We start from the raw sequence: 15,160 nt of genomic DNA, 5'->3' as shown, positions 1-15,160 counted from the left end.
CCTTCGGGCTGGCTTTTTTTGTGCTGATTCGAGGGCGCCAAACGTTGTTTCAAGTGCTGGCGCAGCCCCGTGTCGGCTAGAATGCCGCATTTCCTTCAAGACGCTGTCGAGGTCTGATTTGAACAACACGTATCCGCATCCCATCATTGCCCGCGAGGGTTGGCCGTACCTGGGCGGGATTTTCATCGTCACGCTCATCGTGCAGGCTGCCGCCGGTTTCGGCTGGGCCTGGCCTTTCTGGGTGCTGACGCTGTTTGTGCTGCAGTTTTTCCGCGATCCGGCGCGCGCCGTGCCAACGCAGGCCAATGCGATTCTTTCGCCGGCCGACGGTCGCATCGTCGCAGTCGAGCAGGTACGTGACCCGTACGCTGATCGCGACGCGCTGAAGATCAGCGTGTTCATGAACGTGTTCAACGTGCACTCGAACCGCGCGCCGGTCGACGGCACGGTGCAGCAGGTGCAGTACTTCCCGGGCAAGTTCGTCAATGCCGACCTCGACAAGGCGTCGCTCGAGAACGAGCGCAATGCCATCGTTTTGCGCCGCGCTGATGGCCAGCTCGTCACTTCGGTGCAGGTGGCCGGATTGATCGCGCGGCGCATCCTTTGCTATACGAAGGCAGGCGAAGCGCTCACGCGTGGTCAGCGCTATGGCTTCATCCGTTTTGGCTCGCGTGTTGACGTGTACCTGCCGCTGACGGCGCGCCCGCGCGTGACCATCGGCGAAAAGGTATCCGCCACGCTTACGGTGCTTGCTGAGCTGGACTGATCCGGAGGCCGCCATGCCCGCGTTCAACCGACGCAAGAAGCGTTTTACCGCCGGCAACGTGACGCACCTGCGTCCGTTGCGGCACAACCAGCCGAGGCCGGATGACGACGATCTTGAGATCGTGCGTCCGCGTCGCCGCGGCATCTATCTGCTGCCCAACGCGTTTACGACGGCTGCGCTGTTCGCCGGCTTCTTCGCCATCGTGCAGGCGATGAACCTGAATTTCGAGACCGCCGCCATCGCCATCTTCGCCGCGATGGTCCTCGATGGTATGGACGGCCGCGTCGCTCGTATCACCAACACGCAAAGCGCGTTCGGCGAGCAATACGACTCGCTGTCGGACATGGTGTCGTTTGGCGTGGCGCCCGCGTTGGTCATGTACGAATGGATCCTGCGCGATCTCGGCAAGTGGGGCTGGCTCGCGGCGTTCGTGTATTGCGCTGGCGCTGCACTGCGTCTGGCGCGATTCAACACGAACATCGGGTCGGTCGACAAACGCTTCTTCCAGGGCATGCCGAGTCCGGCAGCCGCGGCGCTCATCGCGGGTTTCGTCTGGCTCGCGATCGACAACAAACTGCCGGTCAAAGAACTATGGATGCCGTGGGTGGCCTTCGGGCTGACGCTGTATGCAGGGCTGTCGATGGTGTCGAACGCGCCGTTCTACAGCGGCAAGGCGCTCGACGTTCGTCACCGTGTGCCGTTCGGCGTGATGGTGCTGGTGCTGGTGTTGTTTGTGGTCATATCGAGCGATCCGCCGGTCGCGCTGTTTGGTCTGTTTGTTGGTTACGCGGTATCGGGCTACCTGCTGTGGGGCTGGCGTGCGCTGCATGGGCAACAAGGTAGCCCGCGCTTGCCGAAACAGGCGCAAGATGCTGCGCATGAGTGACGGATGCGCTGCACCAATGTGCGCTTGCGCCGATTTTTGAATTCGTCTATAGTCGAACGCATGCTTTCGTACCCGATTTCCATTCTGATTACGCTAGTCTCGATTGATGGCCTACTAGGTCGTCAGGTCGGGACACGCGCATAGGAAATTGCAAAACTAGGCAAGCAGAAACCGCCAAGTTTTCGCGAACCAGGATTCACAGCGCCCCGGCCTGCAACTATGCACGCCGGGGCGTTTTGTATTCTGCGCCGCAAGAAACCATTCGAGACACCACTAAGACTGACGCCAAAAACGTCAACCCACCAAGGAGCCGCCATGAGCGACAAACTCATCATTTTCGATACCACCTTGCGCGACGGCGAGCAGTCCCCCGGGGCGTCGATGACCAAGGACGAGAAGATCCGCATCGCCAAGCAGCTTGAGAGGCTCAAGGTGGACGTGATCGAGGCTGGCTTTGCGGCAAGCTCAAACGGTGACTTTGAAGCGATCCGTGCGATTGCGCTGTCGGTCAAGGATTCGCGCATTTGCTCGCTCGCCCGCGCGAACGACCGTGATATTTCCCGCGCTGCCGAGGCGCTCAAGCCGGCGGGGCAGTTCCGCATCCACACGTTCATCGCCACATCGGCGCTGCACATGGAGAAGAAGCTGCGCATGTCGCCGGATCAGGTGTACGAGCAGGCGCGCCTGGCGGTGCGTTTTGCCCGCCAGTTCACCGACGACATCGAATTCTCGCCGGAAGATGGCAGCCGCTCCGACATGGACTTCCTCTGCCGCGTGCTGGAAGGCGTGATCGCCGAAGGCGCCACCACCATCAATCTGCCGGATACGGTGGGCTACGCGGTGCCGGAGGGCTATGCCGCGCTGATCCGTTCGGTGCGTGAGCGCGTCCCCAATTCCGACAAGGCGGTCTGGTCAGTGCATTGCCATAACGACCTCGGCATGGCGGTCGCCAACTCCCTGGCCGCTGTCAAACTGGGCGGCGCACGCCAGATTGAATGCACGATCAACGGCCTGGGCGAGCGCGCCGGCAACACCAGCCTCGAAGAGGTGGTGATGGCCGTGAAGACGCGTCGCGACTACTTCAATCTCGACGTGGGTGTCGATACCACGCAGATCGTGCCGGCTTCTAAGCTGGTCTCGCAGATCACCGGGTTCGTCGTGCAGCCAAACAAGGCCGTCGTGGGCGCCAACGCTTTCGCGCACGCTTCGGGCATCCACCAGGATGGCGTGCTCAAGGCGCGCGACACGTACGAAATCATGCGAGCCGAAGACGTGGGCTGGACGGCCAATAAGATCGTCCTGGGCAAGCTCTCGGGCCGCAACGCGTTCAAGCAGCGCCTGCAGGAACTGGGCATTGAACTGGATTCGGAAGCCGAGCTGAACGCTGCCTTCACCCGCTTCAAGGAGCTGGCCGATCAGAAGGCCGAGATCTTTGACGAGGACATCGTCGCCATCGTCTCGAACGAGGCCCAGCACAGCGAGGGCGAGCACTTCCGTTTCGTGTCGCTGGCCCAGCGTTCGGAGACTGGCGAACGTCCGCACGCGCGCATCGTCTTCGTTGCGGACGGCAAGGAAGTGACGGGCGAAGCGGAGGGCAATGGCCCGGTCGACGCCACGCTGAACGCGATTGAGAGCAAGGTCGCCAGCGGGGCAGAGCAGTTGCTGTATTCGGTCAACGCGATCACGACGGGCACGCAGGCGCAGGGCGAAGTGACGGTGCGGCTGTCGAAGTCGGGCCGCATCGTCAACGGTGTGGGTACTGATCCGGACATCGTTGCGGCATCTGCCAAGGCTTACCTTGCTGCGCTCAACAAGCTGCAGGACAAGAGCAGCGAAAAACTCAACCCGCAGATCTGATCGCGGGTTTCATCAACACAGGCAGGAGTCAGCCCAGACCCCAACACGATCACCACTGAGCGCGCACCCGGCTATCCACCGGAACGCGAAGCGGGTGCGGCGGCACCGGACACGTCAGGAGCGTGCACCATGCCGGCCGTCTTTGAGAGCGATGTCTGTGCGATCCACGACATCGCCGACCCGAAGGTCCACGCCAGGCGATCGGCCTCGCGTGGATGTTGCCGTTCTGGCGTTTGACGCTGGCTCAGCGGCTGGAATCGTGGTCGTGGTCGTACATGGGGTCGGGGCTGACCTGCGTGAGCCGTACGACGCCATCGCGGTCGAAATAGAAGTGCATCAGCGAGGGCCACACGCCTTCATGCTTGAAGCGGTAGGACCACACCTGCCGATCCATCAGTCGGAAATACGCGGTCTCCTCTGGCTTGCCGAATGTCTGCAGCACGTCATTCTGCGTCGCGGTCCCGACGCGGATCTGCGCAAAGTCCATCGTGGTCAGAATCTGCCGGAACGAGACGAGCTTGCCGCTTGCGTCGAAATCAGCGGCATAGGTGAATTGCCCATAAGGCTGCGTCGGATAGAGCCAGCGCGTGCCGCCACCGGCGCGGGGATACCGTTCCGGTGGTGTGCCAAACCGTGCCTCCACTGCAGAAGCGGGTTGGCCGACCAGTGCTTCGCCCGTTTGTACGGGCGCCAATACGGTACACGCGCTTGTTGACGCCAGCGCCACGGCGAGCAGCGCCGCGCACTGCCGTGTCGATCGAATGTTCACAGTGGTTCCTCCAATGCCCTTAGTGTAGGAGGGCGTGTGATTTGCGCCGGCTTGTGTCGACACGCGGCGGCGCTTTACCATCCGCGCTTCACGGAGATTTGCCATGGTGTTTCGTTGGTTTGTGGCCGCGCTGGCGGCCGTTGGGTTGTGTGGGACAGCAGGTGCCCAGCCCGAAGCCGCGCCGATCCGGCTGGCGCTGATTGAAGGTCTTTCAGGCCCGTTTGCCAACGCGGGCGAGGCAGTCGAGCGCAATCTGCGCATGGCGATCGAAGGTGTGAATGCGCGCGGTGGTGTGAAGTTGCCCGATGGCATGCATCCGTTTGCCCTTGTGCGCTTTGATAGCAAGAACAGTGTCGACGAGTCGTTGCTGCAGTTGCAGGCCGCGACGGATGCGGGCATCCGCTTTGTGCTGCAGGGCAATAGTTCGGCGGCTGCGGCGGCGTTGTCGACGTCGATCTCGCGCTACAACGAACGTCATCCGGACGCGCGCGTGCTCTTTCTGAACTACGCCGCCGTCGATCCTGCGCTGACCAACGAAGCATGCAGCTTCTGGCATTTCCGCTTTGACGCATCGGCCGACATGCGCATGCATGCGCTCACGGAAGTGATTCGCGCGGACAAGGCCGTCAAAAGGGTCTACCTGATCGGGCAGGACTACACATTCGGCCGCCAGGTGGCGCAACTGGCGCGGCAGCAGTTGAGCGAGAAGCGGCCGGACGTCGCAGTCGTTGGTGAGGTGTTGCACCCCATCGGCAAGGTGAAGGATTTTGCGCCGTACGTGGCGCGCATTGCCGCGTCCGGTGCGGATACGGTCATCACCGGCAACTGGGGTAATGATTTGACGCTGCTCGTCAAGGCGGCACGGGATGCCGGACTGAAGGCGCGGTTCTTCACGTTCTATGGCAACTCGCTGGGGGCGCCAGGTGCGATGGGCGACGCAGGCGTTGGCCGTGTGGTGGCGGTCGCGGAATGGCATCCGAATTTGGGCGGCGCCAAGTCCGACGCGTTCTACAAGGCCTTCCGCGCCCGCTATCCCGCCCCCGCCGACGACTACCCGCTGCTGCGTGACCAGATGATGGTGGAGATGCTGGCGGCGGCCATCACCAAAGCGGGAACCACGGAAGCTGCCGCCGTCGCACGTGCGCTGGAGGGCGCTTCTTTGGACAACGGCTTCCACCGCATCACGCTGCGGCCCGAGGATCATCAAGCCATCCAGCCCCTTGTCGTCACGCAGATGGAGCGGACGGGCACGCCCGGTGCGCCTTTCGATATCGAGGGCTCCGGCTACGGGTTTCGTACGTTGAAAGTGATCTCGGAAGCTCAAACAGCCCTGCCAACGACGTGCAAGATGGCGCGCCATTGAGGGCAACGACGCGGGGCTGTCGCTGGGGTGGGGTTCTAGGCTATAATCGCGCTCTTGCTGTCCAGGTCAGTTGTAGATGGAACGGCAAGATCATTGTTCAACACGGCACCAACGGCGGCCATTCCGGCGCTGCAGTGTCCGCAAGTCAAAGGAATCGAAATGTCCGTCGCTGACATCAACAAGCAAGACATCGTCAAAGATAACGGCCGCAGCGCCAACGACACGGGTAGCCCGGAAGTGCAAGTTGCACTGCTGACCGCCCGCATCAACGAACTGCAGCCGCACTTCAAGGCGCACATGAAGGATCACCACAGCCGTCGCGGTCTGCTCCGCATGGTGAGCCGTCGTCGCCGTCTGCTGGACTACCTCAAGAGCAAGGACGCTGACCGTTACACCGCCCTGGTTGCGAAGCTGGGCCTGCGTAAGTAATGGTGGGTATCACGCACTGCGCGTGATGAAAAGTGCCTGCGTCAGCGTGCTGATGCAGGCATTTTGTTTTTGGCGGCCGCGTTTGTGGCCGCGCCGGGCAACCGGTGAGTGATGGCAGTCGGCTAGTTCAAAATGGAGCGGCTGCCAAGGACCGGGGGCGGCAGGAAGCAGGGCCTTGTGTCATTCCAACGCGGCATTGATGCCAGCGCTGCGCTGGAATGGCATAAAACACACCTCTGCAACCGCACCGTCTTACGGAACGTGTTTGTCGCGGTGAAGCGCAATGAAGCGCGCCGCGAATACCGAACAGGAGATGCTATGACCATGTTCAATAAGGTCGTCAAAGAATTCCAATGGGGCGGCCATAAGGTCCGCATGGAGACGGGTGAGATCGCCCGTCAGGCGAGCGGCGCTGTGCTGCTCGATATGGACGACACCGTCGTGCTCGCCACCGTGGTGGGCGCCAAGAACCCGAAGCCGGGTCAAGACTTCTTCCCGCTGACCGTCGACTACCTCGAGAAGACCTACGCTGCCGGCAAGATTCCGGGGGGCTTCTTCAAGCGTGAAGGCCGTCCGTCGGAAAACGAAACGCTGACCTCGCGCCTGATCGATCGTCCGCTGCGTCCGCTGTTCCCGGAAGGCTTCTACAACGAAGTCCAGGTCGTGATCCACGTGCTGTCGATGAACCCGGAGGTGCCGGCCGACATCCCGGCGCTGGTGGCTGCTTCGGCTGCGCTGGCCGTGTCGGGTCTGCCGTTCAACGGCCCGGTGGGCGCTGCCCGCGTGGGTTACAAGGATGGCCAGTACCTGCTGAACCCGAATCGTGCCCAACTCGCGCATTCGGATCTGGACCTGGTTGTGGCCGGTACCGAGCGTGCTGTGCTGATGGTCGAATCGGAAGCGCAGCAGCTGTCGGAAGAAGTCATGCTGGGCGCCGTGGTGTACGGCCATGAGCAGATGCAGATCGCCATCAACGCGATCCACGAGCTGGTGCGCGACGGCGGTAAGCCCGAGTGGGATTGGCAAGCGGCTCCGAAGAACGAAGCGCTGGTCGCCAAGGTGTCCGAACTGGGCCTGGCCGATCTGCAAGCCGCTTACCAACTGCGCCAGAAGTCGGCCCGCAGCCAGAAGCTCAAGGAAGTCTACAAGTCGGTTGCGACCAAGCTGGCCGAAGCCGGTGTGGAAGCTGACGGCGTGGAAGTCGACAACATCCTGTTCGAACTCGAATCGAAGATCGTGCGCGGTCAGATCCTGAACGGCGAACCGCGTATCGACGGTCGCGACACCCGCACGGTGCGCCCGATCGAGATCCGTTCGTCGGTGCTGCCGCGTGCGCACGGCTCGGCCCTGTTCACGCGTGGTGAAACGCAAGCGCTGGTGGTGGCTACGCTCGGCACCAAGAGCGACGAGCAGATCATCGACGCGCTGCAAGGCGAGTACCGTGATCGCTTCATGCTCCACTACAACATGCCGCCATTCGCCACGGGCGAAACCGGTCGCGTGGGCAGCCCGAAGCGCCGCGAAGTCGGCCACGGCCGTCTGGCCAAGCGCGCTCTGATTCCGGTGCTGCCGAAGGACGACGAATTCGCTTACACGATCCGTCTGGTGTCGGAAATCACCGAGTCGAACGGCTCGTCGTCGATGGCTTCGGTGTGTGGCGGTTCGCTGGCGCTGATGGATGCTGGCGTGCCCCTCAAGGCGCACGTGGCCGGCGTGGCCATGGGCCTGATCCTGGAAGACAACAAGTTCGCCGTGCTGACCGACATTCTGGGCGACGAAGATCACCTGGGCGACATGGACTTCAAGGTCGCGGGTACCGACGCTGGTATCACCGCACTGCAAATGGACATCAAGGTGCAGGGCATCACCAAGGAAATCATGCAGGTGGCGCTGGCGCAAGCCAAGGAAGGCCGTCTGCACATCCTGGGCAAGATGCAGGCTGCCATGGGCGGCGCACGTACCGAGCTGTCGGAACACGCTCCGCGCATGATCACCGTCAAGATCAATCCGGAGAAGATCCGCGACGTGATCGGCAAGGGCGGTTCGACGATCCAGGCACTGACCAAGGAAACCGGCTGCACGATCGACATCCAGGAAGACGGCACGATCACCATTGCGTCGACGTCGTCGGAAGGCATGGCAGAAGCCAAGCGTCGCATCGAAGGCATCACGGCCGAAGCCGAAGTGGGCAAGATCTACAGCGGCACGGTTCTCAAGCTGCTGGACTTTGGCGCGATCGTGAACATCCTGCCGGGCAAGGACGGTCTGCTGCACATCTCGGAGATCGCCAACGAGCGCGTGAACCAGGTTTCCGACTATGTGAAGGAAGGTCAGGCTGTGCGCGTGAAGCTGCTGAGCACTGACGAGAAGGGCCGTATGCGTCTGTCGATCAAGGCCGCCAAGGCCGAAGAAGGCGACGTGCCGGCCGCTGCACCGCAAGCACCTGGTGCTGGCGACGCTGCCTCGCAACAACAGCAGCAACAACAGCAATAAGCGAGCGGTTTTCGCCAAGAAAAACGGCTGGACGATGTCCAGCCGTTTTTTTGTTTACACTGCGTCGCGAGTTCTTCCCGTTGCGCCTTTGCGCCCCATCATGAGCCGCCTGTTCGAGCAAAACCGCATCGCCATCGTCTGGGACTTCGACAAGACGCTGATCCCGCGCTACATGCAAGTGCCGCTGTTCGACCGCTTCAACATCTCCGAGCAAGCCTTCTGGGATGAAGTGGCAGCGGGGTCGCGCGAAATCGAATCACGTGGCCAGAAGGTCAACCACGAAACGTTTTATCTCAATGTGCTGCTGCGCCATGTGCGCGACGGCCGCATGGGCGGTCTCGACAACGCTACGCTGCGCGAGCTGGGCGCCGAACTTGAATTCTTTCCCGGCGTAACGGATTTTTTCGAGCGCAGCAAGGCGTGGGTGCGCGACAACGGGGCTTACCAAGCGTTCGACATCAAGCTTGAGCACTACATTGTCAGCACGGGCCTGACGGAGATGATCAAGGGCTCACCCATTGCCCCATACATCGATGGCGTGTGGGGCTGCGAATTCCTGGAGGCGCCCGACATGAACGCGGATGGCCGGCCGGTTGTCTCGGAAATCATCTATGCGATTGACAACACGACCAAGACGCGGGCGCTGTTCGAGATCAACAAGGGCGTCAACAAGCACCCCGAAGCCGTAAGTGTCAACTCCTCGATTGCCGAAGACGAGCGCCGCGTGCCGTTCGCAAACATGATCTACGTGGCCGATGGGCCGAGCGACATTCCGGCGTTTTCGGTTGCCCGCAAGGGCGGCGGCCGTACCTATGCGGTCTACAACCCTGAAAGCCCGCGTTCGTTCGAGCAGGCCGACAACTTGCGTGCCGATGATCGCGTCGACATGCTCGGCCCGGCGGACTATCGCGCGGGCTCCCCGACAGAGATGTGGCTGAAGTTGCATATCGGGAAGATCGCCGACGGCATCGTCCACGGCAAACAGGAAATCATGCGCGAAACCACGCGTGGCATTCCGCAACATTTTGTCGAGCCCAAGCGTAGCGTCTCGTAACTCGAGCGTCGCGTCGTAAACCTCATTGATCCGATTCCCATGAAAGCGATTGAAATCACCCAATACGGTGGCCCTGAAGTCCTGAAGCTCGGCGAGCGCCCGATGCCGGAAACCAAGGCTGGTGAGGTGTTGATCCGTGTGCGCGCTGCCGGCGTGAACCGGCCGGATGTGTTTCAGCGGACAGGCAATTATCCGGTGCCGCCCGGTGCGTCCGACATTCCCGGACTGGAAGTCGCGGGCGAAATTGTCAGTGGTGATCTGGCGCATGCTGACAATCGCTACGGCTTGAAGGTGGGCGATCGCGTCTGCGCGCTGGTGCAGGGAGGGGGCTACGCGGAGTTCTGCACGGCACCGCTGGGCCAGGTGCTGCCCGTGCCGGCCGGTTTGTCCGATGTGGAAGCCGCTGCGTTGCCGGAGAACTATTTCACCGTGTGGTCGAACGTATTCGACCGCGGCTTGCTGGGGCGCGGCGCACACGGTGCCGATGAAACGCTGCTCGTGCAAGGTGGCTCCAGTGGCATCGGAACGACGGCCATTCAGATCGCGTCCGCATTGGGTCACCGTGTTTTTGCGACGGCAGGTAGCGCCGACAAATGCGACGCGTGCGTCAAACTCGGTGCTGCGCGCGCCATCAATTACAAGACCGAAGATTTTGTCGAGATCGTCAAGGCTGAGACGGGCCCCGGCGCCGACGTGGTGCTCGACATGGTCGGCGGCAGCTATGTCGCGCGCGAAATTGCCTGCACTGCTGACGACGGTCGCATCGTATTGATTGCATTGCTGGGCGGCGCCAAAGCCGAAGTGCCGCTGGGTGACATCCTGCGCCGCCGCCTTACGCTGACGGGTTCGACACTGCGCCCGCGTCCCGTCGCGTTCAAGGCCGCCATCGCGGCCAATCTGTATGAAACGGTCTGGCCGTTGCTAGCTTCTGGGCGCGTTAAGCCGGTCGTCCATGAGGTCATGCCGGCCGCGCAGGCGGCCCAGGCCCACGCGCTGATGGAATCGAGCGCCCATATCGGCAAGATCATGTTGGTTTGGGATTGATTCCAAGACGTCAAAATTGACCCTGTTTTTGCCGCCACGGTAGAATGCTGGGTTTATTTGACAGTCGACCGGGCAAAACGTGAACGCAAGACCGAAGCTGGTGGTGGGGAACTGGAAGCTGCATGGCAGCCTGAGCACGAACGCCGCGCTGCTTGAGCAGATCAAGGCCGCAGGCAAAACCGCCGCCACGCTGGCGGTATGTGCGCCGTTTCCGTACCTGGCGCAGTGCCAGTCGCTGCTCGCCGGTTCTGCGGTGGCATGGGGTGCACAGGATGTTTCGGCTGAAGCGCGCGGCGCCTTTACGGGCGAAGTGGCGGCGTCGATGTTGTCGGAATTCGGTTGCGGCTACGTGATCGTTGGGCACTCCGAGCGTCGGTCGTACCACGGTGAAACCGACGCGCAAGTGGCGGCCAAGGCCCTGCGCGCGCTCGAACACGGCATCACACCGATCGTCTGTGTGGGCGAAACGCTTGCGCAGCGCGAAGCCGGTGAGACCGAGCAGGTGGTGGGCCGGCAACTGGATGCGGTACTGGAAGCGCTGTCGGTGGAGCAACTGGGTCGTATTGTTGTGGCTTATGAGCCGGTCTGGGCGATCGGCACAGGCAAAACCGCATCCAGCGAGCAGGCGCAGGCTGTGCATGCGTTCCTTCGAGCGCGCGTCGCTGCCCGGGATGCGGGTGTGGCGCAGCGCTTAGCAATTCTGTATGGCGGAAGCGTCAAGCCGGACAATGCCGGCGAACTGTTTGCTATGGCGGACATCGATGGTGGCCTGATCGGCGGCGCCTCCCTGAAGGCCGAAGATTTCCTGGCGATCGGTCGCGCATAAACGACGGATCGAGTCGCAATGTCACCGATGTGCGACTGCAACGTATTATTGAGAGAAACGAAATGGCAATTCTGAAGACTCTGCTGCTGGTGGCACAAATCCTGAGCGCGCTCGGTGTGATCGGCCTGGTGCTGCTGCAGCACGGCAAGGGCGCCGACGTTGGGGCAGCCTTTGGCTCCGGTGCGTCGGGTAGCCTGTTCGGCGCAACCGGCTCGGCCAACTTCTTGTCGCGCACGACGGCTGTGCTGGCTACCGTGTTTTTCATTGCCACGTTGGCGCTGACGCTGATCGGCACCAGCAAGGGCAGTGTGTCTGCGGGTGTGATGGGTTCGGTCGCACCTGTTACGTCCACGGCGTCGGCACCGGCGGCCTCGGCTCCGGCTGCTGGTCCGGCCGCAGCTTCCTCGCCCGCTGTGCCCAAGTAATTTGATGTAACGATCGCGGCGTACTGTTTGGGTTTTCAGCGCGCCGCGAAGCATAAGATTTTTCTTTGTGCATTGAACAAAAGCTTCGCTTTGCGGTAGAATGCAAGGCTTGAAACAATACGGAAAACGGGCAGGGGCGCTAAGTCTCAACCGGGTTCCTGATAAAGTTTCTTCCCCCAGCCGACGTGGTGAAATTGGTAGACACGCTATCTTGAGGGGGTAGTGGCGAAAGCTGTGCGAGTTCGAGTCTCGCCGTCGGCACCAATCAAATTCGGGGTCTGTTCCACGGGATGTTCCGCGCAGGCCCCTCCGCAAGACGACGCGCAGTCGAGGCGTCGTAAGGCTGCGGACCCGGCGCCTTCGATGGGGCGACAAGGCGCCGCCTGCGGGCAGTGCTGTTGCAACCATTCAAAAAGGCGGGCGTCCCTTGAACCTCGAAGCCTATTTCCCCGTACTGTTGTTCATCGTTGTCGGTGTTGGCCTTGGCCTTGCGCTGATGACCATCGGCCGAGTCCTCGGTCCGAACAATCCCGATCCTGACAAGCTCTCGCCGTACGAGTGCGGCTTCGAAGCATTCGAAGACGCGCGCATGAAGTTCGACGTGCGCTATTACCTCATCGCCATCCTGTTCATCCTGTTCGATCTGGAGACCGCGTTCCTCTTCCCGTGGGGCGTGGCGCTGCGTGAGATCGGCTGGCCGGGGTTCTTCGCGATGGGCGTGTTTCTTCTCGAGTTTCTCGTGGGCTTCGTCTACATCTGGAAAAAAGGCGCGCTCGATTGGGAGTGATGTGAAATGGCGATCGAAGGCGTACTCAACGAAGGCTTTGTCACGACAACCGCTGACAAGCTGATCAATTGGACCCGTACCGGGTCCCTGTGGCCGATGACGTTCGGTCTGGCGTGCTGTGCTGTGGAAATGATGCATGCCGGCGCGTCGCGTTATGACCTGGACCGTTTCGGCGTGGTGTTTCGTCCGTCGCCGCGTCAGTCTGACGTGATGATCGTGGCCGGCACACTGTGCAACAAGATGGCGCCTGCATTGCGCAAGGTGTACGACCAGATGGCCGAGCCTCGCTGGGTCATCTCCATGGGCTCGTGCGCGAATGGCGGCGGTTACTATCACTACTCGTATTCTGTCGTGCGGGGCTGCGATCGCATCGTGCCGGTCGATGTGTACGTGCCGGGCTGTCCGCCCACGGCTGAAGCGCTGATCTACGGCATCATCCAGCTGCAGGCCAAGATCCGTCGCACCAACACCATCGCGCGCAAGGCCTGACATGACCGAGAAGCTTGCCACCCTGAAGGCCGCGCTGGAAAAGGCGCTGGGCGATCGCGTTCAAAGCCTGACTGAGTCGATTGGTGAACTCACTCTCGTAGTGAAGGCTGCCGATTACTACGACGTCATGCGCACGCTGCGCGACGACGCCTCGCTTAAATTTGAGCAGCTGATCGACCTGTGTGGCGTCGATTATGCCGATTACGGTGACGGTGCCTGGAACGGCCCGCGTTTTGCTGCTGTGTCCCACCTGCTGTCGATCACGCACAACTGGCGTGTTCGCGTTCGCGTGTTCGCGCCGGACGATGACCTGCCGGTGGTGGCGTCCGTGACGACGATCTGGAATTCCGCCGACTGGTACGAACGTGAGGCATTTGACCTCTATGGCCTGGTGTTCGAAGGCCACCCGGACCTGCGTCGCATCCTGACCGACTACGGCTTCATCGGCCATCCGTTCCGCAAGGATTTCCCCGTGTCGGGTTACGTTGAAATGCGCTACGACCCGGTGCAGCGCCGCGTGGTCTATCAGCCGGTGACCATCGAGCCGCGCGAGATTACGCCGCGTGTGATCCGCGAGGATCAATACGGTGGTCTGAAGCACTGAAGGGCGCCCGATCATGGCAGATATCAAGAACTACACCCTGAACTTCGGTCCGCAACACCCGGCCGCACACGGCGTGCTGCGCCTCGTGCTGGAGCTGGACGGCGAAGTCATTCAACGCGCCGACCCGCACATCGGTCTGCTGCATCGCGCGACGGAAAAGCTCGCTGAACAGAAGACCTGGATTCAGAGCGTGCCGTACATGGACCGTCTCGACTACGTGTCGATGATGGTCAACGAGCACGCCTACGTGATGGCAATCGAGCGCCTGCTGGGTCTCGAGGTGCCGCTGCGCGCCCAGTACATCCGCGTCATGTTCGACGAAATCACGCGGATCATGAACCACCTGATGTGGATCGGTTCGCACGCGCTGGACGTGGGCGCCATGGCGGTGTTCCTGTACGCCTTCCGCGAGCGCGAAGATCTGTTCGATATGTACGAGGCGGTGTCAGGCGCGCGCATGCACGCAGCCTACTACCGTCCGGGCGGCGTGTATCGCGACCTGCCCGACACGATGCCGCAATACAAGGCATCCAAGGTGCGCAACGAGAAGGCCTTGGCCGCCCTGAACGAAACGCGTTCGGGCTCGCTGCTGGACTTCATTGAAGACTTTACCAACCGCTTCCCGAAGTACGTTGACGAATACGAAACGCTGCTGACGGACAACCGGATTTGGAAGCAGCGCCTGGTTGGCATCGGCGTGGTGAGCCCGGAGCGCGCACTGAACAAGGGCTTCTCGGGTGCGATGCTGCGTGGTTCTGGCATCGAATGGGATGTGCGCAAGAAGCAGCCGTACGAAGTGTACGACCGCATCGATTTCGACATTCCGGTCGGCGTGAACGGTGATTGCTACGACCGCTATCTGGTGCGCGTCGAAGAAATGCGCCAGAGCAATCGCATCATCCGTCAGTGCATCGAGTGGCTGCGCAAGAACCCGGGTCCGGTGATCACCGATAACCACAAGGTGGCGCCTCCGTCGCGCGTGGACATGAAGACCAACATGGAAGAGCTGATTCACCACTTCAAGCTCTTCACGGAAGGCATGCACGTGCCCGAAGGCGAGGCGTATGCCGCCGTTGAGCACCCGAAGGGCGAGTTCGGCATCTATGCAATCTCCGACGGCGCCAACAAGCCGTACCGTCTGAAGATTCGCGCCCCGGGCTTCGTTCATCTGGCCGCGCTCGACGAAATGGCGAAGGGTCACATGATTGCCGATGCGGTGACGATCATCGGTACGCAGGACATCGTGTTTGGCGAGATCGATCGCTGAACCCGCAGTAAACAACGGTTTGACGCGCAGGCAAGCGCGGCTGTGAAACGAGGACGCACGCCGGGGTAAGGCAGTCAGGTAATACGCCCCGCGTCCCGCAC

General features: G+C 61.6%; 15 protein-coding genes and 1 tRNA gene. 15 read left to right on the top strand and 1 reads right to left on the bottom strand.

Going from position 1 to position 15,160, the window contains the following annotated elements; all coding sequences use genetic code 11:
* Window positions 1–118 precede the first annotated feature (118 nt).
* From RP6297_RS09500 to RP6297_RS09490, 3 genes are all read left to right on the top strand, one after another.
* Complete coding sequence (locus RP6297_RS09500) at window positions 119–766, top strand: phosphatidylserine decarboxylase (protein WP_009241073.1); 648 nt, start codon at window positions 119–121, stop codon at window positions 764–766.
* Window positions 767–779: 13 nt separating this feature from the next.
* Window positions 780–1,652, top strand: coding sequence for a CDP-diacylglycerol--serine O-phosphatidyltransferase (pssA, locus tag RP6297_RS09495; RefSeq protein ID WP_009241072.1), 873 nt, complete (start codon window positions 780–782; stop codon window positions 1,650–1,652).
* Between the two features lie 315 nt (window positions 1,653–1,967).
* A complete protein-coding gene (locus tag RP6297_RS09490; protein ID WP_009241071.1) occupies window positions 1,968–3,509 on the top strand; it encodes a 2-isopropylmalate synthase in 1,542 nt (513 codons plus the stop codon).
* A 244-nt stretch (window positions 3,510–3,753) separates the two neighbouring features.
* Here RP6297_RS09490 and RP6297_RS09485 read toward each other — a convergent pair whose 3' ends face one another.
* A complete protein-coding gene (locus RP6297_RS09485; protein WP_009241070.1) occupies window positions 3,754–4,359 on the bottom strand; it encodes a membrane protein in 606 nt (201 codons plus the stop codon).
* Between the two features lie 22 nt (window positions 4,360–4,381).
* On the opposite strand from RP6297_RS09485, the gene RP6297_RS09480 reads away from it, so the two are divergent.
* The 12 genes from RP6297_RS09480 (at window position 4,382) to RP6297_RS09425 (ending at window position 15,059) form a co-directional block, all read left to right on the top strand.
* Window positions 4,382–5,641 (top strand): branched-chain amino acid ABC transporter substrate-binding protein, encoded by a 1,260-nt coding sequence (locus RP6297_RS09480; RefSeq protein WP_009241069.1) that lies wholly within the window; start codon window positions 4,382–4,384, stop codon window positions 5,639–5,641.
* Window positions 5,642–5,800: 159 nt separating this feature from the next.
* Window positions 5,801–6,070 carry a 30S ribosomal protein S15 gene (gene rpsO, locus RP6297_RS09475; protein WP_004630822.1) on the top strand — a complete coding sequence of 90 codons (270 nt, stop codon included), beginning with the start codon at window positions 5,801–5,803 and terminating at the stop codon, window positions 6,068–6,070.
* Window positions 6,071–6,388: 318 nt separating this feature from the next.
* Window positions 6,389–8,563, top strand: a complete 2,175-nt coding sequence (gene pnp, locus RP6297_RS09470; RefSeq protein ID WP_009241068.1) for a polyribonucleotide nucleotidyltransferase — start codon at window positions 6,389–6,391, stop codon at window positions 8,561–8,563.
* Between the two features lie 100 nt (window positions 8,564–8,663).
* On the top strand, window positions 8,664–9,617 hold the full coding sequence (locus RP6297_RS09465) for an HAD family hydrolase (RefSeq protein WP_009241067.1): 954 nt from the start codon (window positions 8,664–8,666) through the stop codon (window positions 9,615–9,617).
* A gap of 39 nt (window positions 9,618–9,656) precedes the next feature.
* Window positions 9,657–10,661: an NAD(P)H-quinone oxidoreductase gene (locus RP6297_RS09460; protein WP_009241066.1), complete on the top strand. Its 1,005-nt coding sequence runs from the start codon at window positions 9,657–9,659 to the stop codon at window positions 10,659–10,661.
* Window positions 10,662–10,740: 79 nt separating this feature from the next.
* Window positions 10,741–11,487 carry a triose-phosphate isomerase gene (gene tpiA, locus RP6297_RS09455; protein WP_009241065.1) on the top strand — a complete coding sequence of 249 codons (747 nt, stop codon included), beginning with the start codon at window positions 10,741–10,743 and terminating at the stop codon, window positions 11,485–11,487.
* A 62-nt stretch (window positions 11,488–11,549) separates the two neighbouring features.
* On the top strand, window positions 11,550–11,912 hold the full coding sequence (secG, locus tag RP6297_RS09450) for a preprotein translocase subunit SecG (protein WP_009241064.1): 363 nt from the start codon (window positions 11,550–11,552) through the stop codon (window positions 11,910–11,912).
* Between the two features lie 179 nt (window positions 11,913–12,091).
* Window positions 12,092–12,176: transfer RNA gene (locus RP6297_RS09445), tRNA-Leu, on the top strand.
* 163 nt (window positions 12,177–12,339) lie between these two features.
* Window positions 12,340–12,699 carry an NADH-quinone oxidoreductase subunit A gene (locus tag RP6297_RS09440; RefSeq protein ID WP_004630810.1) on the top strand — a complete coding sequence of 120 codons (360 nt, stop codon included), beginning with the start codon at window positions 12,340–12,342 and terminating at the stop codon, window positions 12,697–12,699.
* Between the two features lie 6 nt (window positions 12,700–12,705).
* Window positions 12,706–13,188 carry a NuoB/complex I 20 kDa subunit family protein gene (locus RP6297_RS09435; RefSeq protein WP_004630808.1) on the top strand — a complete coding sequence of 161 codons (483 nt, stop codon included), beginning with the start codon at window positions 12,706–12,708 and terminating at the stop codon, window positions 13,186–13,188.
* Between the two features lies 1 nt (window position 13,189).
* A complete protein-coding gene (locus RP6297_RS09430) occupies window positions 13,190–13,792 on the top strand; it encodes an NADH-quinone oxidoreductase subunit C (protein WP_009241063.1) in 603 nt (200 codons plus the stop codon).
* 13 nt (window positions 13,793–13,805) lie between these two features.
* The gene (locus RP6297_RS09425; RefSeq protein WP_009241062.1) at window positions 13,806–15,059 is read left to right on the top strand and encodes an NADH-quinone oxidoreductase subunit D; all 1,254 of its coding nucleotides are present in this window, start codon (window positions 13,806–13,808) and stop codon (window positions 15,057–15,059) included.
* Window positions 15,060–15,160: the final 101 nt, after the last annotated feature.

It is taken from the genome of Ralstonia pickettii (assembly GCF_016466415.2).
Classification (GTDB): domain Bacteria; phylum Pseudomonadota; class Gammaproteobacteria; order Burkholderiales; family Burkholderiaceae; genus Ralstonia; species Ralstonia pickettii.
Note: the sequence above shows the minus strand (reverse complement) of the source record. Positions and strands in the feature narration are given on the sequence as shown.

Excerpts from the sequence above, each read along its gene's own strand:
- pssA (WP_009241072.1), top strand. The coding sequence starts at position 780 with ATGCCCGCGTTCAACCGACGCAAGAAGCGTTTTACCGCCGGCAACGTG.
- RP6297_RS09490 (WP_009241071.1), top strand. The coding sequence starts at position 1,968 with ATGAGCGACAAACTCATCATTTTCGATACCACCTTGCGCGACGGCGAG.
- RP6297_RS09485 (WP_009241070.1), bottom strand. The coding sequence starts at position 4,359 with ATGGTAAAGCGCCGCCGCGTGTCGACACAAGCCGGCGCAAATCACACG.
- RP6297_RS09480 (WP_009241069.1), top strand. The coding sequence starts at position 4,382 with ATGGTGTTTCGTTGGTTTGTGGCCGCGCTGGCGGCCGTTGGGTTGTGT.
- rpsO (WP_004630822.1), top strand. The coding sequence starts at position 5,801 with ATGTCCGTCGCTGACATCAACAAGCAAGACATCGTCAAAGATAACGGC.
- pnp (WP_009241068.1), top strand. The coding sequence starts at position 6,389 with ATGACCATGTTCAATAAGGTCGTCAAAGAATTCCAATGGGGCGGCCAT.
- RP6297_RS09465 (WP_009241067.1), top strand. The coding sequence starts at position 8,664 with ATGAGCCGCCTGTTCGAGCAAAACCGCATCGCCATCGTCTGGGACTTC.
- RP6297_RS09460 (WP_009241066.1), top strand. The coding sequence starts at position 9,657 with ATGAAAGCGATTGAAATCACCCAATACGGTGGCCCTGAAGTCCTGAAG.
- secG (WP_009241064.1), top strand. The coding sequence starts at position 11,550 with ATGGCAATTCTGAAGACTCTGCTGCTGGTGGCACAAATCCTGAGCGCG.
- RP6297_RS09435 (WP_004630808.1), top strand. The coding sequence starts at position 12,706 with ATGGCGATCGAAGGCGTACTCAACGAAGGCTTTGTCACGACAACCGCT.
- RP6297_RS09430 (WP_009241063.1), top strand. The coding sequence starts at position 13,190 with ATGACCGAGAAGCTTGCCACCCTGAAGGCCGCGCTGGAAAAGGCGCTG.
- RP6297_RS09425 (WP_009241062.1), top strand. The coding sequence starts at position 13,806 with ATGGCAGATATCAAGAACTACACCCTGAACTTCGGTCCGCAACACCCG.